19 protein-coding genes are annotated in these 22,834 nt (G+C 33.4%); 10 read left to right on the top strand and 9 right to left on the bottom strand.

All coding sequences use genetic code 11. The annotated features are described in order from the left end of the window. Window positions 1-117: 117 nt before the first annotated feature. Complete coding sequence (locus V1T75_RS06600) at window positions 118-3,669, bottom strand: hypothetical protein (protein ID WP_330487764.1); 3,552 nt, start codon at window positions 3,667-3,669, stop codon at window positions 118-120. A 314-nt stretch (window positions 3,670-3,983) separates the two neighbouring features. Here V1T75_RS06600 and V1T75_RS06595 point away from each other — a divergent pair, with 314 nt between their 5' ends. The 7 genes from V1T75_RS06595 (at window position 3,984) to V1T75_RS06565 (ending at window position 10,336) form a co-directional block, all read left to right on the top strand. Then, window positions 3,984-4,784 carry a LexA family transcriptional regulator gene (locus tag V1T75_RS06595; RefSeq protein ID WP_330487763.1) on the top strand — a complete coding sequence of 267 codons (801 nt, stop codon included), beginning with the start codon at window positions 3,984-3,986 and terminating at the stop codon, window positions 4,782-4,784. Between the two features lie 5 nt (window positions 4,785-4,789). Continuing rightward, on the top strand, window positions 4,790-5,410 hold the full coding sequence (locus tag V1T75_RS06590) for a DUF6973 domain-containing protein (RefSeq protein WP_330487762.1): 621 nt from the start codon (window positions 4,790-4,792) through the stop codon (window positions 5,408-5,410). Further along, the gene (locus tag V1T75_RS06585) at window positions 5,411-6,097 is read left to right on the top strand and encodes an alpha/beta fold hydrolase (RefSeq protein WP_330487761.1); all 687 of its coding nucleotides are present in this window, start codon (window positions 5,411-5,413) and stop codon (window positions 6,095-6,097) included. It begins immediately after the preceding gene. Between the two features lie 9 nt (window positions 6,098-6,106). Then, window positions 6,107-6,691 carry an alpha-ketoglutarate-dependent dioxygenase AlkB gene (locus tag V1T75_RS06580; protein ID WP_330487760.1) on the top strand — a complete coding sequence of 195 codons (585 nt, stop codon included), beginning with the start codon at window positions 6,107-6,109 and terminating at the stop codon, window positions 6,689-6,691. A 183-nt stretch (window positions 6,692-6,874) separates the two neighbouring features. After that, window positions 6,875-7,552 (top strand): succinate dehydrogenase cytochrome b subunit, encoded by a 678-nt coding sequence (locus V1T75_RS06575; RefSeq protein WP_330487759.1) that lies wholly within the window; start codon window positions 6,875-6,877, stop codon window positions 7,550-7,552. Window positions 7,553-7,564: 12 nt separating this feature from the next. Further along, complete coding sequence (locus V1T75_RS06570; protein ID WP_330487758.1) at window positions 7,565-9,580, top strand: fumarate reductase/succinate dehydrogenase flavoprotein subunit; 2,016 nt, start codon at window positions 7,565-7,567, stop codon at window positions 9,578-9,580. 9 nt (window positions 9,581-9,589) lie between these two features. Next, a complete protein-coding gene (locus tag V1T75_RS06565; RefSeq protein ID WP_330487757.1) occupies window positions 9,590-10,336 on the top strand; it encodes a succinate dehydrogenase/fumarate reductase iron-sulfur subunit in 747 nt (248 codons plus the stop codon). A 243-nt stretch (window positions 10,337-10,579) separates the two neighbouring features. Here V1T75_RS06565 and V1T75_RS06560 read toward each other — a convergent pair whose 3' ends face one another. Then, entirely contained in the window at window positions 10,580-10,963 is a 384-nt protein-coding gene (locus V1T75_RS06560; RefSeq protein ID WP_330487756.1) for a DUF1573 domain-containing protein, read from the bottom strand. A 196-nt stretch (window positions 10,964-11,159) separates the two neighbouring features. Between V1T75_RS06560 and V1T75_RS06555 the strand changes: the two genes are divergently transcribed. After that, window positions 11,160-12,134 carry a sensor histidine kinase gene (locus V1T75_RS06555; protein ID WP_330487755.1) on the top strand — a complete coding sequence of 325 codons (975 nt, stop codon included), beginning with the start codon at window positions 11,160-11,162 and terminating at the stop codon, window positions 12,132-12,134. Continuing rightward, complete coding sequence (locus tag V1T75_RS06550; protein WP_330487754.1) at window positions 12,131-12,820, top strand: LytR/AlgR family response regulator transcription factor; 690 nt, start codon at window positions 12,131-12,133, stop codon at window positions 12,818-12,820. Before V1T75_RS06555 ends, V1T75_RS06550 begins: the two co-directional genes overlap by 4 nt. 9 nt (window positions 12,821-12,829) lie before the next feature. On the opposite strand, the gene V1T75_RS06545 is transcribed toward V1T75_RS06550, so the two are convergent. The 3 genes from V1T75_RS06545 to V1T75_RS06535 are packed head-to-tail and all read right to left on the bottom strand — an operon-like array spanning window position 12,830 to window position 15,182. Next, window positions 12,830-13,966 (bottom strand): endonuclease, encoded by a 1,137-nt coding sequence (locus V1T75_RS06545; RefSeq protein WP_330487753.1) that lies wholly within the window; start codon window positions 13,964-13,966, stop codon window positions 12,830-12,832. Window positions 13,967-13,984: 18 nt separating this feature from the next. Further along, window positions 13,985-14,599, bottom strand: coding sequence for an FAD-dependent oxidoreductase (locus tag V1T75_RS06540; protein ID WP_330487752.1), 615 nt, complete (start codon window positions 14,597-14,599; stop codon window positions 13,985-13,987). A gap of 1 nt (window position 14,600) precedes the next feature. After that, window positions 14,601-15,182, bottom strand: a complete 582-nt coding sequence (locus V1T75_RS06535; protein WP_330487751.1) for a MarC family protein — start codon at window positions 15,180-15,182, stop codon at window positions 14,601-14,603. A 109-nt stretch (window positions 15,183-15,291) separates the two neighbouring features. On the opposite strand from V1T75_RS06535, the gene V1T75_RS06530 reads away from it, so the two are divergent. Then, window positions 15,292-15,864, top strand: a complete 573-nt coding sequence (locus V1T75_RS06530) for a DUF3109 family protein (protein WP_330487750.1) — start codon at window positions 15,292-15,294, stop codon at window positions 15,862-15,864. Between the two features lie 58 nt (window positions 15,865-15,922). Here V1T75_RS06530 and V1T75_RS06525 read toward each other — a convergent pair whose 3' ends face one another. From V1T75_RS06525 to V1T75_RS06510, 4 genes are all read right to left on the bottom strand, one after another. After that, a complete protein-coding gene (locus V1T75_RS06525; RefSeq protein ID WP_330487749.1) occupies window positions 15,923-16,624 on the bottom strand; it encodes a hypothetical protein in 702 nt (233 codons plus the stop codon). Beyond that, window positions 16,624-20,568: a thrombospondin type 3 repeat-containing protein gene (locus V1T75_RS06520; RefSeq protein WP_330487748.1), complete on the bottom strand. Its 3,945-nt coding sequence runs from the start codon at window positions 20,566-20,568 to the stop codon at window positions 16,624-16,626. Before V1T75_RS06520 ends, V1T75_RS06525 begins: the two co-directional genes overlap by 1 nt. Before the next feature lie 116 nt (window positions 20,569-20,684). After that, entirely contained in the window at window positions 20,685-22,022 is a 1,338-nt protein-coding gene (locus tag V1T75_RS06515; RefSeq protein WP_330488006.1) for a deoxyguanosinetriphosphate triphosphohydrolase, read from the bottom strand. A 37-nt stretch (window positions 22,023-22,059) separates the two neighbouring features. Next, window positions 22,060-22,722, bottom strand: coding sequence for an SMI1/KNR4 family protein (locus V1T75_RS06510; protein WP_330487747.1), 663 nt, complete (start codon window positions 22,720-22,722; stop codon window positions 22,060-22,062). Window positions 22,723-22,834: the final 112 nt, after the last annotated feature.

Here is a 22,834-nt window from a genome sequence, read left to right as displayed (position 1 = left end):
CCTCTTCTCAAAAAGAGGAAGGAACTAACAAACACAATACGTTTTATTGATTTTTTGGGTGAGGTTTGTGACTGTGTGTATAGAAAAATGTTTGTTAAACAAACATTTTTACTGCACTTATGCTACATTATTAGTATCGCCCACAATATCGTAATCTACACCATCTGGTCCTTGTCCTATCTTATAAGTACTTACATCAAATAAGCCTTGACCTTCACAATCTGGATTACACGGCAAACCTCCTTCGTTTAATACAACAGAATCTGCTTGTAACACGGTTAAGGTTGTTGGTACACGGGTTTCCCAAGTACCTTCTACCTCACCTTCAATGGTTTGCATTTCTTCGGCAACAGAAACATATAAATCATCGTCCATATCGGTAACCATACCTTGACCATTCCAAATTTCACCAGTTTTCATATACCAGTTTACAGCTTCTTCAAAACCTGGGCGTACAGGTACTACTGATCTTGCCATACCACTTTGTAAAAAGGCTTGGAAAACAGGGTCGCTACCTTCGTTGTGCTCAAAATTAGCATCCCAATCATTTTCATCAGCATAAAAATATGGGTAAAATGTATACGCCATAATTTCCCAATCAAACGCTTGTTCAAAAAACTTAACAGTTTCTGCATGTTCTTGAAAATTAAGATTTCTAGCTACATGCTTAGCCCCAGTTTCTTTACCATTCTCTTTATAATTATCTTGAGCAGTAACAACATCAAAAGGTTTTGTCATTAAGTCGATAGCAATACGTTTTAGTTCACGTTTTTCAATACTACGATTGATTTGAGAACTCAATTCTTTTTTCTTTTCACTTGGTTCATTCTCTAACTCCTGAGACTTGATAAAGTCATTATACTCTTGTAAACGCTCATTATAAGCATCCATAATAGCTTTATAAGTTTCATTCTGCCACTTTTCTTGTGCCTCATCGGTCACTTTACATGTTACACTTACATTAAAGTTAATAGCAAACATATCCCATGTTGATGCTGAAACAGCTAAAGCTCCTTTAATCTTTTTGCTTTTTAATGAGTATCTATCTGAACTAAATAAAATCTCTTTATTCCCTTTTGTATAGTGAGTCTCTCCTCCAACTGATATATATACTTCACCTCCATTACTATCTCCTGAACCATGAGAGAAAAAACCTCCAGAAACCAAATAATCACTAACTACATATCCTTCTGGTAACTCTATATTTTCATTAATAGAATCTCCTTCTTGTGTTCCATCTCCTGTTATTCTTTTGAAGTTAACTTTAAACGATTTACTCACTTTCACCTCTGGATCCAAAAAAGCAGAAACTTCTGCATTATACTCAGAGGCTATTTTTTGATAGTTTGTATCATTTAATTCTTTTGAATTTTTAACTCCTCCAAACAACTCTTTCGGATGAATAGGTTTCTTAGGAATTACTTGTCCTGTCGGTGTTTTTTCATTTCCTTCGCCATTTTTCAAATATGATTCAATATAAAACTTCGCTGGTTCTGGTAACGCAAATTCATACATTAAGCGTTTACCATAATTTATCAACTTATTCTTATAAATCTTATCTACCCAACGATACACTCCTGTAACATGTTTATCTCCTTTACGGTTATCAAATCCATGAGTATTATTCTCTTCATATTCTCGCAATATACGAGACGTACGTTTGGTACTAATCTTCTGTACCACGCGCTCTAAGGCTCTTTCTGTTACCTCCTGCGCATAGGTTTGTGCTTGTAGGTTTGAATCTGAAGAAGAATTAGAAGATGAAGTATTAAAGCTTGTTCCTAAACTTAAACCAAAACCAGAATAACTAGCATTAGCCCCAAAACTAGTAGCATTATCACTATTTACAATAGACGACGCTTCGTTTTGCATTTCATTACGTTCTGTTGAGGTAGTGTCTGTTAGGTTTTCTACTTCTTTTTCTGTTGTTGTTTCCGTAGTTGTTTCTGAAACTCTTAAATCTCTAGTAGAACGTTCTTTATATTCGCGTGCCATGATATTTTCTATATGCGACACTTCTCCGGGCACATAGCAACACACCTCTTGTTCTACTCGCCTAAAATCTGCTACTCCTAATTGAGATATTCCATAAAGAACACCTTTTCCATCAGTACTTGGACCCTCAGAGGTATTACCACTAACTATACATTGACCAACAAAATTGTTAGTTATTTCATAGTACCCATCATCAAACTTAACCTGAAACATAATGTTTTTAAACTCTAACGACACTCCGTTACTTAAAACAAAACTACCGTTCAAACCAAATACAGGTCCTGAAATTAACTGTTGTAAATTTTCTGGAAATAACTCAATTCGTAACAACGTATCATCAAAACTAGCAGGACTACTCTTAAATGAAGTTCCGGTATATGGTACTTGAGCATCAATATCATCTAAAGTATAGTTTGCTTCTGTTACTCTTACATTAGTAGAATCTTCAACCTTTAAAAACATAATAATTTTTGATCCTTTCCCTATTTGACCAAAAACATCTCCCGAATAAGAGTACAAAGGTGTACTTTTACTAAGGTTGTAATTTAGAGTACCTCCTTGAATAGAAACAGCTCTTACTTTTTCTGGAGTGTTTTCTAAAATTTTCTGGTTCTCTTCTTTTATTTTTTGTCTAAGAACCGTTTTTGCCTCATAAAAATTATCATATAATTTAAGTCCTTCAGAATTTAATAAATCTTTAGTCCCTTCTGAATACTGAAAAGTAGTTGTCGTTGTACCGTCTGCAGCTCTACTAATCTCTTCTGCTTTTTCAAATTCAAACTTAGGCAATTCTAAATCCGGATATATTTCTAATCTTTTTTCAAATCCTGATGTAGCGTCTACAATTGTTTGAATCGTTGGTTGAGCTACATTTTTTATATCTTCTACAGCTAATTCATGAGCTTGTAAAGCTTCTTTATATCGTACCTGCTCACTTTTATTATAAACATACTCAGCTTTTTCAATTTCCTTTAAACCTAGTTCATATTGTTGTAAACGTGTTTTAGCCATCTCAACCTGTAAACTAGATGTCAAATACTCTGATGAACTAGGACTTATGTTTGTAGCTCCTCCTTCAAATTGCTGATCTGAAATAACCACTTCTTTAGGCACAATAACACTTGCATTCGCTCTACGTACAAATTCTTTTTCATTTTCTTCTGTAAAAACAATTTCCCCCTCTGTTTCTTGTGAAAAGCTGTTAGTAAACACATTAAATGCTTTTAAAAACTTATTCGCTACCAACATTTGAATCAATCCTTCTCGAACAATAGCCGATTCCTTGTTAATGGTTTGATAAAATAAGTTTTCCCATAAAACGAACTCTTCATCAACAGTAAGTTCTTGTGCTGCATATAAATTAGCATCAATACCAGCATACGATAATACTGTCTTATTGCGCAGTAACCATCCAGAAAACTGATATAACGCTTCGTGTAAATTTTTAATCTCTACCCTACTCGCTATGGGTGTAAAATTCGTACTATAAGCTCCTTTTAAGGCTGTTTTTCTTTCTTCGTTTGTAGTAGCTCCTTGTATTACTTGAAAAGCTAAACTCTCTGCTTTTTTTTCTTCTGGAAACGAAACAAATCCGATTTCTTTGTCTTCAATTAATTGTGGACTACGTAATGTTACAAACCTAAATAGGTTTGATTTGATTGGTTTTTTACTCATTTTTATAAAATTTTAATTAATTCTTAATCAAGCTCAAAAAAGAGCCCTGTTTAGTTGCTTTTCTAACAGTTCTTTTTTCTTGATTTTGGTTTTATTCAAAAAAATGTTTGAATAAACGAGTATAGATTTCAAAAAAGTGAAGAAAATCAAGTTAAAATCTTAAAAACACAATCGCTAAAACCACACAAATGTTTGATTATTACAATTTTTTTGTATATTAGCAATTCATTAACGAGGCAAATATAAAACATATTACACATTCAAACAAACAAAAGTTTAATTATTTTTTGCAATATGTAAAAACATAAAATGTTATGGGAATTTCCGAAAAAATAGCAGCAATTAGAGATGCTTTTAACTTAAATAACTTTTCTTTTTCAAAAAAAATAGGGGTTACTGGAACCACTATAGATAGCATTATTAATGGGAGACCTCAGTCTGACGGTAGTAGAAAAAAAACAAAACCTGGTTACGATGTTCTTACTTCTATTATTAATGAATTCAACATTAATCCCGACTATTTATTTGGAAAAAGTGATGCAATGCTAAAAACTGAACCTACAAATATTCAAACATATTCTGGAGTTCCTCAGGTTGTTTCTGTGAATTCTTCAGGTAATGAAAACGTGGTTTATGTTCCTATACAAGCAAGAGCTGGTTATTTAAATGGTTATGGAGATTCAAATTATATAGAACAACTTCCTTCTTTTAATATGCCTCATCTTAATAATGGCACCTTTCGTTGTTTTGAAGTACAAGGAAACTCTATGGTGCGTACTTTTTTTGATGGAGATTTAGTTTTTGGAAAGTATGTTGAGAATTTACATGATATTAAAGATGGTCGTATCTATGTAATTGTAAGTAAGAATGATGGTATTGTTTTAAAACGTGTCATTAATAGAATAGAAGAAAGAGGTAAACTTATTTTAAAAAGTGATAATAAAGATGGCAACTACCCTACTTATACCATAAATGCTGAGGAAATTATGGAAGTTTGGTATGTAACTATGTTCGCCTCTAAACAAATGCCTGAACCTGTTGATGTTTATGATAGATTACACGATTTAGAAAGTAAAATTGTTGAATTAGAAGAGCAAATTAGCAGTAAAAATTAACTTTTATGCTTAAAAAACTGCTTTTTTTAGTTCTTTTACCCCCTTTTTACACCACTGCTCAATCCAACTGGCAACAATTTAAAAAACTACAAGGAACCCAAAAAACATGGGTACTACTCCATCCTTTTAAAGCAAAAAAAGCTTTTATTGTTTCACGTGAAGCATCGAGAGTAAGTGACTCTCTAAGAGTTTCTCCCTTACTAGATGGCGATTATGCAGGCGGACAAGTAGATGCTTTTCGTCATGCTTTTTGGATGGCTTTGTTACGACAATCAATTGGAGAAAATGCAGCTCGTTCACTTGGCAAAGCTCACGAAAAAGACAACTATAAAACATATAAAGAGCGAAAACTGGAAGACGGTGTTATTCCTGATCAAATTTCTTCTGAAATGGATTTATTTAACAACGAAATTGGCTTAACACTTTCTAAAAAAGGTGGTAACCTTCCTAAAAATGGGTTAATGTATAGAGTAATCAATGCCATTCATCAAGGAAAATTAAAAATTATTAAAAAAGATAAAAACGGTAATTTTCTGACTTGTAATAATGAGGTTATCCCTAAAAAAAGGCTTTTTGGTAAATGGGAAAATAATAAATGTTTGGTTGGTTCTAATTATAATAGATAAATGCAAAAAGTATATGTAATTTCAGGTACCATGTGTACGGTAGATTTATGGCAATATGTTTTTCCTAAACTAAAAAACATACTTCCAGTACATATTGATATTACTCCTGCTAATTCTTTTGAGGAAATTAATCAAATGATACTGAATCATATTGAAGAACCAGCTACAATTATTGGTTTTTCTTTAGGTGGATTTTCTGCTATGAACTTTAGTGTTCATTATCCTGAAAAAGTGAGAAAGTTAGTTGTAGTTGCTGCTAATACTGATGGATTGAGTGATTCAGAAATTCAACTAAGAAAAAGCACTATTGACTTTTTAGAAAAGCACACCTACAAAGGAATCTCTCAAGTAAGAATTCAACAATTTTTACACACAGATAATCACCGTAATTCCGAAATTATTTCTGTTATTAAAAAAATGGATGCCGATTTAGGAAAAGACGTACTACTTCGTCAATTAAAAGCAACTTCAACTCGTTTAGATATTTCGCAAAAAGTTTTAACCTTAAACACACCTATGTTTTTTATTGCTGCTGAAAATGATGCCCTTGTCAACCCCAAAAAACTAAAAGAATTTGCCAATAAAACTGAAAAAGGAACATATATAATGATTAAGAATTGTGGTCATATGATTCCTCTTGAAAAACCTGAAGAACTGGCATCAATACTGAACTTAACCATCAACTAACAATATAAAATGTCTACTAACCTTAACAATGTTATCAGTTACAACTCTAATTTTTTACCTGAAAAAGAAGCTACAGAGTTATTTCAGCAATTAACTAGCCTGTCTGAACTTACAAATATGATGGAAATGAAACTTCCATCTGATGAGGTAATTAAATATAACTTTGGTAAAGTAATGTTTGTTGATTCTGACTTGTTGGAGAAAAATATTTTTCCAAAACCGATTTGGGGAAACGTTATGGAATGGCCAAAATATATGCTTCCGATAAAAAGACAAATAGAAGAACATACTGGACAGGAGTTTAAAACTTGTGTATGCATTTATTATCCCAATGGAAATTCTGGCATTGATTATCATTCAGATAAAGTGGCTTTTGGAAATACTGATATCATTCCTTCCGTTAGTTTAGGTGAAGAACGCATGTTTTATCTTCGAGAAAATAAAACCATGATTGAAAACAAAATACTTCTGAGGCATGGAAGTTTGTTAGTTATGGAAAAAGATTGTCAAGAATACTACGAACATAGCCTTCCTGAAAATCCAAAATATTTAAAACCAAGAGTCAATTTAACATTTAGAAAATACGGTTTTTAAAGATATTCATACCAAAAACCATAAACTCGCTCTCTTTTTCATCCTTATAAATACTAAGAAAAACTGTTTTTGTTAACTACTATTTAAACCCATTCTAAATATTTAAGAAAACAATTCGTAAAGTTTGTTCAAGTACTGTCATCCTCTTAAATTTGTGCTATTATTTAATCAACAAACAAAATAATGAGCGGATTACTAAAATCTTCTATCGGAAGAAAATTTGCCATGGCACTTTCGGCATTCTTCCTGATGTTTTTCTTATTACAACATTTTGCAATTAACATTACTTCGATTTTTCCAGATAATGGAGCTACATTTAACAAATTGTCGCACTTTATGGGAACAAATCCGTTAGTTCAATATGTAATGCAACCCATTTTAATATTTGGTGTGGTGTTTCACTTTGTAATGGGATTCATCTTAGAAATTAAAAACAAAAGTGCTCGTAAGGTTAGCTATGCTAAAAATAATGGAGCTGCAAACTCTACTTGGATGAGTAGAAACATGATTTACAGTGGTGCTGCTATTTTAGCCTTTATTGTATTACACTTTATCGATTTTTGGTTTCCAGAAATCAACACCAAATTTATTCAAGGTGATTGGAGTGGTTTACACGATGGAGAGTTTAGGTACTTCCACGAACTACAACACAAGTTTTTAAGCCCAATTAGAGTTGGTGCTTATGTAATTGCTTTTGTATTCTTAGCATTACACTTATTACACGGATTTAATTCTGCTTTCCAATCTGTGGGAGCAAATAATAAATATACTAAAGGATTGAAAACTTTTGGTAAGCTTTACGCGATCTTAATTCCATTAGGATTCGTAATTATTGCATTATTTCATCATTTCAATCACTAATACGCAACAAGTATGGCAACTTTAGATTCAAAAATTCCAAAAGGTCCATTAAAAGACAAATGGACAACTTATAAAGATAAAATTGACTTGGTAAACCCTGCTAACAAGCGTTTAATTGACGTAATTGTAGTAGGTACTGGTTTAGCAGGTGGTTCTGCTTCTGCAACGTTAGCAGAATTAGGATACAACGTTAAAGCTTTTGCTTACCAAGATTCACCTCGTCGTGCACACTCTATTGCAGCACAAGGTGGTATTAACGCAGCAAAAAACTATCAAGGTGATGGTGACTCTTTTTACCGTTTATTTTACGATACTGTAAAAGGTGGTGATTACCGTTCTCGTGAAGCAAACGTTTACCGTTTAGCTGAGGTTTCTGCAAATATTATTGACCAATGTGTGGCGCAAGGAGTTCCTTTTGCACGTGATTATGGTGGTCAATTAGATAACCGTTCGTTTGGTGGGGTATTAGTATCTCGTACGTTCTATGCGAAAGGTCAAACTGGTCAGCAATTATTATTAGGAGCGTATTCAGCAATGAACCGTCAAATTGCTCGTGGTAAGATTGAAATGTTCAATCGTCATGAAATGTTAGATCTGGTAATTGTTGATGGAAAAGCTCGTGGTATTATTGCTCGTAACTTAGTTACTGGTGAAATTGAGCGTCATTCTGCACACGCAGTAGTAATCGCTTCTGGTGGATACGGAAATGTGTATTTCTTATCAACCAATGCCATGGGATCTAACGCAACAGCGGCTTGGAAAGTTCACAAAAAAGGAGCCTTCTTTGCAAACCCTTGTTACACACAAATTCACCCAACTTGTATTCCACGTTCGGGAGACTACCAGTCTAAATTAACCTTAATGTCTGAATCGTTACGTAACGATGGTCGTATTTGGGTTCCTAAGAAAATGGAAGATGTATTAGCAATTAGAGAAGGAAAATTAAAACCTACTCAAATCGCTGAAGAAGATAGAGATTATTACTTAGAAAGAAGATATCCTGCTTTTGGTAACTTAGTACCTCGTGATGTGGCTTCTCGTGCTGCAAAAGAGCGTTGTGATGCTGGTTACGGTGTAAATGCTACTGGTGAAGCTGTTTATTTAGATTTTAAATCAGCTATTGAGCGTTACGGTAAAGAACAATGTAAATTACACGGAGTTAAAAACCCTTCACAGGAGAAAATTATTGCTGAGGGTGAAAAAGTAGTAGAGGCAAAATACGGAAACTTATTCCAAATGTATGAGAAGATTGTAGATGACAATCCATATAAAACACCAATGATGATTTATCCTGCAACGCACTACACCATGGGTGGAATTTGGGTAGATTACAACTTAATGACTACCATTGATGGTTGTTATGCTATTGGTGAAGCAAACTTCTCTGATCACGGTGCTAACCGTTTAGGAGCTTCTGCATTAATGCAAGGTTTAGCTGACGGATACTTCGTACTACCTTATACCATTGGTGATTATTTATCTGATGATATTCGTACAGGAAGAATTTCAACAGCTACGAAAGAGTTTGAAGAAGCTGAAAAGGCAGTTAAAGATCGTATCGACTTCTTCATTAACAATAAAGGAAAACATTCTGTAGATTACTACCACAAGAAATTAGGAAAAATCATGTGGGATAAATGTGGAATGGCTCGTAACGAGCAAGGGTTAAAAGAAGCGATGGCTGAAATTAAAGCGTTACGTGAAGACTTCTGGAAGAACGTAACTGTTCCTGGAGATGCGAATGAAATGAACCCAGAGTTAGAAAAAGCAGGAAGAGTTGCTGATTTCTTAGAACTTGGGGAATTATTCGCTAAAGATGCCTTAAACAGAACAGAATCTTGTGGTGGTCACTTTAGAGAAGAGTCTGTTGAATTAGACGGCCCTCAGAAAGGAGAAGCAAAACGTGATGATGCTAATTTTGCTTACGTTGCTGCTTGGGAGTATAAAGGTGAACCAGCTGATGCTGTATTACACAAAGAAGAATTAGAGTTTAACGATATTGAATTAAAACAACGTTCATACAAATAAGAGAGAATTATGAATTTAACACTTAAAATTTGGCGTCAAAAAAACGCAAGTGATAAAGGAAAAATGGTCGAATATAAGGTGACCGATATTTCTGAGCATATGTCTTTCTTAGAAATGATGGACGTATTAAATGAGCAATTAGTAAACACTGGTGAAGAACCTGTAGCATTCGACCACGATTGTCGTGAAGGAATTTGCGGTATGTGTTCTATGTTTATTAATGGTGAAGCACACGGGCCAGATCGTGGTGTAACTACTTGTCAGTTACACATGCGTATGTTTAACGATGGTGATACAATTACCATTGAGCCATTTAGAGCTGCTGCATTCCCAGTAATTAAAGATTTAGTTGTTGATAGAAGTTCTTTTGAAAGAATTCAACAATCTGGAGGTTATATTTCAGTAAATACTTCTGGAAATACTACCGATGCTAACGCTATCTTAGTTCCTAAAGAAAATGCTGATAAAGCCATGGATGCTGCCACTTGTATTGGTTGTGGTGCTTGTGTTGCTACTTGTAAAAACTCATCTGCCATGTTATTTGTAGGAGCTAAAGTATCTCAATACGCTTTATTACCACAAGGACAAGTAGAAGCTACCGAACGTGTTAAAAATATGGTAGCACAAATGGATTTAGAGGGTTTTGGTAACTGTACCAATACAGGAGCTTGCGAAATTGAATGCCCGAAAGGAATTTCATTAGAAAACATTGCTCGTATGAACTCTGAGTTCTTAAAAGCAAGTTTTAAAGGATAAAATTTTATACCCTTTTATAGATATAAAAACCGAGGCTAATGCTTCGGTTTTTTTTTTATGCTTTCTCTCATACTTAATATTTACACACTCATACCTTTTTTAAATTTAAAGGTATAAAAAGCATATACATTTGTCCCCGATGATTACAATATGATAATCTGTGGGGGACTATCTATTACCAAATCAATCATCTCTCCTATTAGAGATAAAAAGCCTGAGTAATAAACTCAGGCTTTTAAATTATTAAACCCTTTCTTTTTCTTTCTCTTTTTCAACATGTCCCTTTATTGTAAGCATTTTTCTGGATGCTTTAGCATTTGATATAATCGTAATGGCTTTTGAAAACCCTCCTACTCTCCTAGTGTCGTATGACACTTCTATTTGTCCTTTTTCACCTGGCATGATTGGCTTTTCTGGTTTTTTGGGAACCGTACACCCACAAGTAGATTTGATATCTTTTATAATTAAAGGTTCAGCACCAATATTTGTAAACTCAAACACACGGACCCCATCAGCGCCTTGTTTAATTTTTCCGTAATCAATTGATGCAGTTTCAAATTGAAATTCTTGAGCGCTTGCCATAATTGCCATTAACCCAACAATTACACATAATACAGTTTTTCTCATTTTTGATATTTTTTTAGTTCGTATTAAATATTTTATTTCTTCGAATTTATTTGAATATCTCTCCCAAAAAAAATCAAACGGACACACTACTTTAAAACAGGTACCAACAACTTACAACATGTTATTGATATAAAGAAAAATGTCGTTGGTACCTTCAGCTTTGATTATAACTTATATTTTGTTTATTTTGAAACACATGATGAGCTTTATTAAAAAACATAGCGCAGAAATATTAATCCATCTCCTTTTTTGGACTTTGTTTGTCTTTATTTCTCTTTTTGTGTTTACACCCTATTATTGGGCTGAAAATCCTTTTTTACAGTACTTTTTTATTCTTATCATTATCGTATATACCAACAATCAATTTTTACTTCCTCTGTTTGTAAAAAAGAAATGGTATATGTTGTATGGAGTGGTTTTTATATTTATTTCTGTACTAGCAACACAGCTGTATTGCAATGTTTTTGCTCGTTGCGGATGTTCTATCATGAAGTGTTTAAGTGATTATTTATGGCAAACATTGGTCCCTTTGTTATTTTTCTCTTTTATTTGGATGCTTTTTAGATTTATAGATGAACAAGGCAAACTGGAATCCATAACTCAAGAACGAACAGAAATGGAACTGAGGTTTTTAAAATCTCAGATAAACCCACATGTACTATTAAATAATTTAAACACGATTTACGCATACTCTATCGATAAACCTAACCAAACCCCTAATTTAATTCTAAAACTCTCTGAAAACCTTACACATGTCTTATATGAGACAAATTCTGAAAAGGTTTCTCTCGAAAAAGAACTCATTTTTATACAGAATTACATAGATTTTCAAAAAATTCGAACTGAAGGAGTGAAGGAAATTAATTATCAATACAAAACTGATAATAATCAATACCTAATTGCTCCACTTCTTTTAATTACTATTATTGAAAATGCTTTTAAGCATAGTATTGCACACAGTAAGGTTGATATTTCTATCAACGCTACCAACCATCAATTGCATTTAATAAGCAGTAATCAATTCAATATCAATACAAATAAAAACAGCAATGCTATTGGTTTGGAAAACTTAAAAAAGAGATTGCTGTTGATTTATCCAGATAATCATTCTCTTTTCGTTCATCAAAAAGGAGATATCTTTACTGTAGAACTGAAAATAGAGCAATTATGAAATGTATAATTATTGAAGATGAGTTGCCTGCGCAAACTATTTTGAAAAAGTATGTAGGCAAAATTCCAGATGCTGAAATTGTACATACGTTTCAAACAGCAATGCAAGCTAATGAGTTTTTAAAAAACAATACTGCAGATGTTGTTTTTCTGGATATTAATTTACCTGATATTCCTGGATTAGATTTTATCAAAACGGTGAAAAAACCTCCTAAAATAGTTATTACCACTGCATATCCTGATTATGCAGTAAGTAGTTTTGAGCTAGATACTATTGTTGATTATTTAGTAAAACCATTTTCTTTCGACCGTTTTTTAAAAGCTGTAAGTAAAGTGGAAAACCAACTGAACAACCTTAACACTTCTGATAGTAATATTATTTACCTAAATATTGACAAGGTTATTCATAAAGTCAATTTAGAAGACATTTTCTATATAGAGTCTGATCGAAACTATTTACATTTCATTGCTTCTGATAAAAAACTAACAATTATCGACTCTTTAAAAAACTGGAAAGAAACGCTTAATTCTCATCAATTTATACAAGTACATAAGTCATATATAGTTAACTTTACTAAAATTGAAAAGTTTACAGGAACATCACTGCATTTTGAAAACAGGAAAGTTCCTATTGGAAGAACTTATAAAAGTAACCTATCGATGCTTTTAAAAACAAAGCGCCGATAGGTTCAACACTTATTTCCAAGTATTCTCTGCTTCTGTCCCATTCCAAATAACCGTGGCTAAATATGGGTTGTCTATAAAAGGATTTCTATTTCCTTGTTCCTTAGCAACAGCATTATTGCGTTGTATCTCTAAATCCGACACCGGATCATCTGCATTCCACTCTAACAATAAACTAACCATATTGCTATCTGACGCGGTAATTGATCCTACCGTTACATTTTTTGGCAAGCATTGATTGCCGTAACGTAGGTACATATACATTATCATACGAGCAACGTCTCCTTTCCATTCGTCTCCAGGATACCAATTCGCAGACACATCTCCAGCATTTCCTGCGCCTGCTGCAAATAATTTATTTCCTCTTTGAGAGTTAAATGTTACATCGCTAGGTCTTAAATGATGCGCATCTGCTCCTGGTCCACTGGTTCCTAAATTAGGATTTCCTAATGATTTAGGATACACGTGTTCTCTATTCCAATCTCCTGTATTTCCTCCATTGGCATCTTTACTACGAGTTCTATCTGTTACATAATTTCCATCTGCATCATCATAACCATAAATTAAAACTACTTTGCTAGGATCGTTAGGGTCTATATCTGATTGTTTTAATACATCCCATACTTCAGGAGTATACGATAAATTAGTAGTGTGAGTACTAGCAATAGTTACTGCTAATTCATCCATTAAAGAGTTTCCTGTAAGTGTAAAATCTATATCTTTATAATATGCTGATAATTCGGTAGGAATGGTAAAATTTCCTGAATTGCCATTAGCAGAAGCATTAACATTAATTACTACTGTTGCTGTAGAACAGCTGCTTGGTGTAATGGTACTACAAATAGTGTACTTAAAAGAATCTGTTCCTACAAAATCTTGAGCTGGTGTATACTTATACACATTATTACTTTGAACTACGGTTCCATTTCTTGCAGAAGTGGTCTCGAACGTTACTTTTACATTTCCGGAAGTATATGTGTCATTTGCCAAAAAACTAGGCAATACGGTCTCTTTATTTTCTGCTGCTTCAAAAGAATCATTAACAGCTATTACTTTATCTTCTTCTACCGGTGGTACAACTTCACTATCGCTACCTCCACAATTAATAAACAATGCGAGCATTGTTATTACTCCTATTACTTTCTTCATGATTCTCTATTAAATAATTTAGTCTTTTGTATGTTTATCATGCACCTTTGTTGGTACATTCTCATTCCATAGGGTTAAAATATCTGTCGCTACACTTGCTCCACTTCCTGCGGCTATCGCAAATTGACTTCTCCAACCAGCTAGTGTTCCACAAACATATAATCCTTCTCTAATTAAGTGGTTAAAGTTACGCAATTGAATTCTATCTTTCATAGCATTTGCACGCATATGTCGTTCTACATATTGTTCTAACCCAGCTATATCGAACGGTTTAGAGTAATTAAGTGCTATAACTACATTGTTGCTACGGTACTCTTTTTTATTTGTAACAACTTTATAAATATCTTCTTCTTCCAAAACAGCGATTACTTTCTCGTTATCTATTTGAGATACCTTTGGGTATAATTGTGTTAACTGCTCTTTCCCTTCTTCGAGAATGTCTTTTCCTAAAGTTCCTGGAGCAAGTCCAAGAACATTATTAAAAAGTGCATCTTGTAAATGAGAAGAACGCTGATGCATTATAATTCCTACTTTTTTGTTTTTTGCATACTCTTTAGCAAGTCCAGACCCTAAAACTAAAGCACATTGCATGCCTGATACTCCTCCTCCTACAATAAGTGTGTCAAAAATCATCTTAAGCTACTAACATTTTAAAATTAGCTGCAAATAGTTTTACTGCAATGGCCAATAAGACTACTCCAAATATTTTTCTAATAATATTAATTCCGTTAGGTCCAATAACTTTTTCAATTTTAGAAGAAGTCTTTAACACAATGTAAATGACAATTACATTTAACAAAACAGCTACTATTATATTCTCCAAATTAAATTCAGCTCGTAAAGAAAGTAATGTTGTTAAACTACCAGGACCAGCAATTAATGGAAAAGCCAAAGGAAAAACAGTCGCGCTTAGCGCTTCCTCATCATCTTCTTTATAAAGGGTTATTCCCAATATCATTTCTAACGCTAGAAAAAATAAGATAAAAGAACCAGCTACGGCAAATGAATGTACATCAATACCTATTAAATTTAATAGTCTCTGTCCTAAAAATAAAAACAAAATCATGATAAAACCTGCTATTACAGAAGCTTTTTCTGATTGAATGTGTCCTACTTTTTTACGTAAATCTATAATAATAGGAATGTTCCCTACAATATCAATTACCGCAAACAGTACCATAAAGGCTGTAAAAATTTCTTTGAAGTTAAAGTCCATAGTTGCTATATTTTCGCGTGCAAAATTATATAAGTAATATTACAATCTAGTATTTTTGCATTTAAATTTACGAGAAGTTAATATAAACTTCCAATATTAAAGACATTTTATGTTTCAATTAGGAAAAACCATCGTTTCTGAAGACCTTATAGAAAAAGAGTTTGTTTGTAACTTATCGGCATGTAAAGGTGCTTGTTGTATAGATGGGGATGCAGGTGCGCCTCTTGAAAAAGAAGAGACCGCAATTTTAGAAGAGATTTACCCAAGAATCAAACCTTTTTTACGAAAGGAAGGAATTGATGCTATTGAAAAACAAGGTACTTGGATTACTAGTGATTTTGGTGAACTAGAAACCCCTTTAATAAACGATGCTGATTGTGCTTATGTTATTTTTGATGATAAGGGTACCGCTTTATGCGCTATTGAAGAAGCATACAATCAAGGTATTGTAGATTGGAAAAAACCTGTTTCTTGCCATTTGTATCCTGTTCGTGTAAAGGATTATAGTGAATTTGCTGCCGTCAACTACCACAAATGGGAAATTTGTGATGATGCTTGTTCTTTAGGTAAAGAACTGCAAGTTCCTGTATACAAATTTGTAAAACAAGCTTTAATTAGAAAGTTTGGGCAAAACTGGTATGATGAACTTGAAAAAGTAGCTGAGAAACATTTAAAAAAATAATTTCATAAAACTAAAAAGCGATGCTAAATAGCATCGCTTTTTTTATTAAAAACTCTTTTTAGTTTACAGTAAAACTCCAAACTTGTCCTATTGACTTCGCTCCCGAGTTGTCTTTAGTATTTATTTTCCAATAGTACGTTTTACCACTTACAACATCAACTTCTAAACTAGTAGTACTTAAGTTTTCTTCTTTTATTGTTGTTGGGTCTGCATCTTCTCCAAAATATACATCATAGGTTAATGTATCTCCAGTATTTGAGTCAGCTCCTTTCCATTGAAGAGTTATGGTAGTTCCAGATATCGTTCCTTCATCTTCTGGTTTTACTAATTCAGCTGTAAATGGTGCTGTATTTGTTTCTCCCTCGCCTTTAGTATAAAAAGCAAAGACCTCCGATGGATCTCCTTCTTTTCCTTTATTATCAACTGCTGTCACTCTCCAATAATGAGCGACTCCTTTATCTAAAGCGATAGTGATGTTCGACGCAACTGCAGTTTGAGTTTTAACAATATTTGTTAATTCTCTATTCGTTGCTATTTCAATTTTATAACTAATGTTGTCATTATTTGGATCTGTCGCATCGCTCCAATCAAAAGGAATGCTATTATCAATACATAATAAGTTTTGTGTGGGATATGTTAGGGTTACCTTGGTTGGCGCTTCATTAACAACTTCTCCACCGCCGCCACTACTACTTCCTCCTCCACAACTAAATAACAGTGCTGTTGAAAATAATCCTAGTGTTTTAAGTACTCTTTTCATTATTTTAATATTTTAAATGTGTTTGTTTCATCTGTTCCTAGTTTTAGGATATAAATTCCTGATTTAAACTTATTGAAAGGAATAGATAACTCATTACCTTGTTTGTTAATCTTGTTTTTTAATACAACTTTTCCTGTAACGTCATAAACCATAACCTCAATAGTTGAGGCAGCATCGTTAGGAACTAATAAGTCAATAGATTCTGAAACTGGGTTTTTCTTAAGGAAAATATTGTCGATAACTGTTTTAAATTTTCCTTCACATTCTTTTGCTGTTTTAACTTCTAAGATACCACTTCCTTGAACATTGATATCAAACGTTGAGTGATTAAATGTGTCTATTAAGTTTCCGTTTAAATATACATTATAAGGAGCTGTACCCGATGTAACATTTATTGTATACCCTTTCGCTACATTATTTTTAGCAACTTTTAATGAAACTGGACTTGTTTCTTTTATTTGAACTTCGAAACATTGCACATAATCGTCTCTATCATTCACCTTCACGCACACTTCATACGCACCAGGTACTAGGTTTGAAAATGTTATTGATTCTGTTGTTAATTGTTCAGATACTTCTGTTGAGGTTCCTTTTACAGTAACGGTATAACTTACAAAGGTTTGCTTAACGTTTACAGTGATTTTTCCGTCGTTTTCATCTGCACAGGTTTCTGATGTAGTTTGGATAGCAATATTATCTGCATTCTTATAACTAGTATCACAAACATCACCTACTCCATCTCCATTACCATCTGCTTGGTCGGCATTTGCTGTATTAGGACAGTTGTCTACATTATCCATTACACCGTCTCCATCGGTATCTTGGCAAGCATCTCCTATTCCATTATTATCTGCATCTGCTTGATCTGGATTTGCTGTTGTTGGACAATTATCATTGACATCTAAAATACCATCTCCATCGGTATCTTGACAAACATCTCCTATTCCGTTTCCATCAGCATCTGCTTGGTCTGGATTTGCTGTATTAGGGCAGTTGTCTACTCCGTTTAACACACCGTCTCCATCTTCGTCTCCATTTACATCAAAAGTAAATTTCCCTGAGAAAACACCTCTACCATAAGTAGCTGCAAAAACAGTATTATCATCTCGCAAATCTAAATCTAAAACAGGAACATTACTCATTCCATTATAAGACTGTGTCCAAATAGGCGAAACATCATTAAAATTACTCGTTTTCCAAACACCTAAATCTGTACCTATAATTACTTCATTTTTACTTAATGGGTTTTGTAATATTGCTTTTACTGGGATATCAGGCAAATTACCTTCTTTACTAACCCAATTTGCTCCTCCATCATTAGAATACCAAATGTTGTTTACACCATAATTATGCATTGTAACAAAAATTTGATTTTCTGTTTCACCAAACTCAATATCAGATACCGAACCAACAAAGTCAGGTCCTGTTATATTAGACCAAGTACCAGAACCTGAATCAGCGCCCTCTACTTTAAGAAGTTTTCCATTTTTTAATCCCACAAATAGTTTACTTGAAGTAGTTGTATGAGGTGATACTCTTAATGCAGATGGTTCAGAATCCATTAATACATTTGTTAATAATGATTTTTCTACCAAACCGTCTACCAAGATATTTGAGTATCTTCTAATTGCTGAACTAAAAGATGATGATGAATAATTTGAATATAAAATATTCAAATTAGAGTCTAACTCTTCTTGATTTATAAAATCTCCATTACGAGCATTTTCATCGTTAATGGTTATTACTTTATCTGTTTTGTAGTCATACAATATTATACTTTGGTTATAAACATAGTTCGCTATAAAATACTTATCCTTTCCATCGGTGTCAAAAAAACTGGCAGCACCATCACCTCCAGAGGCTCTTATTGAACTATTAATTCCTTCCGAAGCTTCTTGAACTAACTGGGTTCCATTATCTTGTGCTCCTGCTAAGAAATATTCTTTTCCTTCAAATGCTGTTGTTGGTGCTACTCCTAGGGTATAAAACTGTAGTGTATTATAATTGTTGTTTCTAGCATCTATTGTAGATCCTGAGTTATTAGAATAGTATACTCCTCCATCATTACCAAACACCATTCTACTAGAAGAGGCAAATGCCAAACCATGGTGATCAGCATGTACCAAAGAAACCCCTAGTGAGGATAATAAATTGTTATTTGACCATTTTGAAATTTGTTGCCAACTATCTGCTCCATTGGTAGATTTAAATAAATCTATTCCTCCAACATACAGTGTGTTTTCATCATTTGGGTCTACCTTTATTAACAAATCATAAAAAGCTTGTCCTCTGGTAAAATCATTCGCTTCTATATCAGTATCCGCATCATTTGGTAATGCTGTTTCATTAACTGTAGTAAAGCTATCTGTCGTTTTTAAAATTTTTACTGGAGCTTCAGAATCATTAATTTCTGCTAACACATATACCATTCCTGCATTAGAAGGTGATAATGCTATTTCCGTTCTAATTCCATTTTCAATAGAATGAACTAAACTAAAATTCTCTCCATCAGTCGACTTTAAAATTGCTCCTCCTCCATCTCCAAAAGTAAAGCTTCTTGTAGTACTCAAATAGATTGAGTTATCTGAGGCAATTTCTAAATTATTTGGTTCATAAGGATTTCCTCCTGATGTTTTTGGAAGGTTTATTTTGGTAAAGTCCGTACCGTTAATTGATTTGTAAACACCAATACTATCTCCTCCTAATGAAATTCCTCCTGTATATCCTGCTTCTCCTGCTGCTATGTATACTTCAGATACTCCTGAGTTATTTCTTATTACAATATCGTTTATGTGTTGTATTCCTGGAACTATAGTCGAATTTGTCGCATCCTCTTTTAATTTTGTTAACGTTCCATTTACAGAACCTGTAGATAACTTAGTTATTATAGCATCTCCTATTTCTTGGTTTATCATTACTGCTGGAATGGTTACTGCTTCCGCTCCATCACCTGCAGCCATGTTAAAAGGAGTTGTATTTTCATTATTAACTATAATTACAGCCACTGCTCCTGCGTCTTGAGCATTTTTTGCTTTTGCTGAAAAATTACAGGTTCCTCTTCTAATAACGGCTATTTTACCATTTAGTTCTGATGCATTTGTAATAGCTTCACAACCATTGTCAGTTGGAGCTATTCCATCATTTACTAAAATTAAATCTTGTGTTATTGGTGTTGTTATATCTCCTCCAAAGGCAGTTGTTAATACTGATATATAATCTCCTCCTATTTCGGCAGGTGAATTAACGGTTAGTTTAGAATTTGTATCTAAAAAGCTTTCACCTGTAACTCCTCCTAGCACTTTTGACCAAGAGTTTCCTCCATCTGTAGATTTCCATAAACCATCTCCATTCACATCTCCGTTTACATACGACTCTCCAGTTCCTACATAAAAGGTTTTTGAGTCATTTGGATCTCCAGCTATACATGATACTGCTAAGTTTTCAGGTATTCCTACGCGAACCCATTTAGAATCTGGGTTTGATATGTTTGTATTTTTCCACAAACCTCCACTAACTCCTCCTGCAAAAACAGTTTCATTCGTAGCATCATTTGGATCGAACAAAAGTGCTCGTGTTCTTCCTCCAACATTATCTGGTCCTCTTTCTACCCAAGCATTATCGACATCACCAGGTACTTTTCGTCCAATTCTTCTTTTGTTTAATTCCTCTTGAAGTCTGTAAACATTTTCTTTGTGTGTTCTTCCTGTACTAGGATTGATTTCATTCAGGTATTTTTGCTCAAAATAAGCGTTCGGAGGCAGTCCTTGCGCTTTTCTTTTTTTCTTAGGAAGTTTTCCTGTTTTTTGAAAAGGATGTTCTTGCAACGTTTTTGCATGCTGTTTTCTTAGTTTATCAATTTCCGTTTCATTAGTAACGGAAACTTTAAAAACAACACCGCAGATAGCTATAATTAAAAAGCTAAAAAAAAGTATTTTTTTATTCATAATAAAGTAGTTGATGAGTACTATAACAGATAATTTTTACTTTACCCTAATTATTTTTAGCAATAATACATCAAACGACTTGTTTTTAAATAAAAAAACTAACTATTTAACACTTTCTAACTAATATTTCCCATTATTTTTCTGTGCAAACGAATAGCATACCCGTCTGATAAACCTGCAACATAGCTAGAAATTTGCATAATTCTATCGTATAAATCCTCTTTATCTTGTTGGTACTCTTTGGGTATTAAGTTTAAGACCAGCTTATCATAATTAGATTGTTCATTATCAAACTTATTGTTTAAAGCCGTTACAAAAACATCTAGAAGGTCTGCAATAATTTTATATCCTGCAACTTCTTTTTCAACAACCTCTTTGCTTCTGTAAATTTTATCGACGCTTATTTTAATGATATCATTAATCTGAGCTTCGTATTTACATTTGTCTAACAGCCCCTTATCGAACGTTCCATTCAAAATAGCGACTTCATTGTCTAAAAAGATCGTTACTGCTTCATTAATTAACACTCCTATAGCTAACGCTCGTAAATAACTTACACGGTCTTTAGTGTGCTGTAATGAATGGTATTTTTGACTATCAATCGTATATTTTACCAACTTAATCATGTATTCTAAGGCATAATCTTCTTCAATTAACCCTAAATTGATTCCATCTTCAAAATCGATAATTGTGTAACAAATATCATCAGCTGCTTCTACTAGGTACGCTAAGGGGTGTCGGTAATAAGAAATTCCTTCAGCTTCTTTCTTCAATAATCCTAAATCTTGCACTACATCTAAAAAAGCGTCTTTTTCTGACTGAAAAAAGCCGTATTTCTTATCTACGATGTGTTTCGTTGGTTTCTTTGGTAGACTCTCTTTAGGATACTTTAAAAAAGCTCCTAGTGTTGCATACGATAAGCGTAAGCCTCCTTGAATTCCTTCTCTATTTTCTGTAAGAATTTTAAATCCGTTGGCGTTTCCTTCAAAATCTATTAAATCTTGGTACTCTAAATCGGTTAATTGATCTTTGTACTGAAGCCCCTTTCCTGTTTTAAAATACTCTCCAATAGCTTTCTCTCCTGAATGCCCGAATGGCGGATTTCCAATATCGTGCATTACCGATGCCGCAGCTACAATGGCTCCAAAATCGTTAAAAGTATAGCCTAGCTCTTTTAAATGAGGGTGGCGCTCTAACAATACTTTTCCTACACGTCTTCCTAAAGTTCTACCTACAACCGATACTTCTAAACTGTGGGTTAAACGAGTGTGGACGAAATCAGTTTTAGACAATGGAATTACCTGTGTTTTATCTTGTAGGCTGCGAAAAGCCGATGAAAATATAATTCTATCAAAATCTACCTCAAAACCTAAACGAGTTTCATCTTGTTTTGCACGTTCACGTTTTTGAGTATCACCAAAACGTTTTAAAGAAAGGAGTTGTTCCCAGTTCATCATTCGTAAATAAAATTTTGTCGAAAATACAAAATCTTTATCCTAAACCTAGTTTTTCTTCTACATCATATTCTCTAATAACCTCCTTATCAGACGCAGCTACTTCTAGCCATTCTGTAAAACTTTTCACCTTGTAATGCAAACATCCATCCATGTAGTAAGCTAATGACCATTCATTACCCTTTTTCTCTTCATGAGTTAACCAACACCATGCTCCTCCATTTGAATCTTCAGACATTAAAGAAAGTAAACTTTCTGTCATAACCTTCTCCTCTCCTAAATAAACAGATTCGTTTAAAGTATTATGGTAATCGTATTCTTTATAAAAGCCTCCATTTTGGATACTATCTATATTTTGTACAAAAACCCAATCGCCTCCATCTCCAAAATATTTCAGAAATAGTTTATATGACTTTGGGAGTTTTAGATTTAACTTCTCTTCAATCACTTTAATTTCTTCATCAGTTAATGTTTTTCCAACATTCTCATGGTAATGGTAGTTTTCTAATAACCTAACTATACTTTTAGAAATTTGATGATTGTAATCAGTAGAATTCCTAAATTTATCTAGCAAACTCTTTGATTTACTCCTAACAGCTTTTTTCTTTTCTATTTTATCTGAATCAATTCTGTTATTCTTTCTTAAAATAGCAACAGCTACGGAAAAAATGCCAAGAATTATAAAGTATTTTATCTCCATAGACCTCTAAAATACTAAAAAAGAGAAGCCTTTCGACTTCTCTTTATCACTTTTAATTTAATTGGTAATTTTCATTGCTAACAAAAACGAATTCACTTTGTTTTCAATGATT

The organism is Tenacibaculum sp. FZY0031 (assembly GCF_036350695.1).
In the GTDB taxonomy this organism is placed as follows: Bacteria; Bacteroidota; Bacteroidia; order Flavobacteriales; family Flavobacteriaceae; genus Polaribacter.
The sequence above is the reverse complement of the archived record's forward strand: the minus strand, read 5'-3'. Positions and strand labels throughout refer to the sequence as shown.

What these genes read in the sequence shown, in the direction of transcription:
- V1T75_RS06600 (WP_330487764.1), bottom strand. Translation starts at nt 3,669, where the DNA reads ATGAGTAAAAAACCAATCAAATCAAACCTATTTAGGTTTGTAACATTA.
- V1T75_RS06595 (WP_330487763.1), top strand. Translation starts at nt 3,984, where the DNA reads ATGGGAATTTCCGAAAAAATAGCAGCAATTAGAGATGCTTTTAACTTA.
- V1T75_RS06590 (WP_330487762.1), top strand. Translation starts at nt 4,790, where the DNA reads ATGCTTAAAAAACTGCTTTTTTTAGTTCTTTTACCCCCTTTTTACACC.
- V1T75_RS06585 (WP_330487761.1), top strand. Translation starts at nt 5,411, where the DNA reads ATGCAAAAAGTATATGTAATTTCAGGTACCATGTGTACGGTAGATTTA.
- V1T75_RS06580 (WP_330487760.1), top strand. Translation starts at nt 6,107, where the DNA reads ATGTCTACTAACCTTAACAATGTTATCAGTTACAACTCTAATTTTTTA.
- V1T75_RS06575 (WP_330487759.1), top strand. Translation starts at nt 6,875, where the DNA reads ATGAGCGGATTACTAAAATCTTCTATCGGAAGAAAATTTGCCATGGCA.
- V1T75_RS06570 (WP_330487758.1), top strand. Translation starts at nt 7,565, where the DNA reads ATGGCAACTTTAGATTCAAAAATTCCAAAAGGTCCATTAAAAGACAAA.
- V1T75_RS06565 (WP_330487757.1), top strand. Translation starts at nt 9,590, where the DNA reads ATGAATTTAACACTTAAAATTTGGCGTCAAAAAAACGCAAGTGATAAA.
- V1T75_RS06560 (WP_330487756.1), bottom strand. Translation starts at nt 10,963, where the DNA reads ATGAGAAAAACTGTATTATGTGTAATTGTTGGGTTAATGGCAATTATG.
- V1T75_RS06555 (WP_330487755.1), top strand. Translation starts at nt 11,160, where the DNA reads ATGATGAGCTTTATTAAAAAACATAGCGCAGAAATATTAATCCATCTC.
- V1T75_RS06550 (WP_330487754.1), top strand. Translation starts at nt 12,131, where the DNA reads ATGAAATGTATAATTATTGAAGATGAGTTGCCTGCGCAAACTATTTTG.
- V1T75_RS06545 (WP_330487753.1), bottom strand. Translation starts at nt 13,966, where the DNA reads ATGAAGAAAGTAATAGGAGTAATAACAATGCTCGCATTGTTTATTAAT.
- V1T75_RS06540 (WP_330487752.1), bottom strand. Translation starts at nt 14,599, where the DNA reads ATGATTTTTGACACACTTATTGTAGGAGGAGGAGTATCAGGCATGCAA.
- V1T75_RS06535 (WP_330487751.1), bottom strand. Translation starts at nt 15,182, where the DNA reads ATGGACTTTAACTTCAAAGAAATTTTTACAGCCTTTATGGTACTGTTT.
- V1T75_RS06530 (WP_330487750.1), top strand. Translation starts at nt 15,292, where the DNA reads ATGTTTCAATTAGGAAAAACCATCGTTTCTGAAGACCTTATAGAAAAA.
- V1T75_RS06525 (WP_330487749.1), bottom strand. Translation starts at nt 16,624, where the DNA reads ATGAAAAGAGTACTTAAAACACTAGGATTATTTTCAACAGCACTGTTA.
- V1T75_RS06520 (WP_330487748.1), bottom strand. Translation starts at nt 20,568, where the DNA reads ATGAATAAAAAAATACTTTTTTTTAGCTTTTTAATTATAGCTATCTGC.
- V1T75_RS06515 (WP_330488006.1), bottom strand. Translation starts at nt 22,022, where the DNA reads ATGAACTGGGAACAACTCCTTTCTTTAAAACGTTTTGGTGATACTCAA.
- V1T75_RS06510 (WP_330487747.1), bottom strand. Translation starts at nt 22,722, where the DNA reads ATGGAGATAAAATACTTTATAATTCTTGGCATTTTTTCCGTAGCTGTT.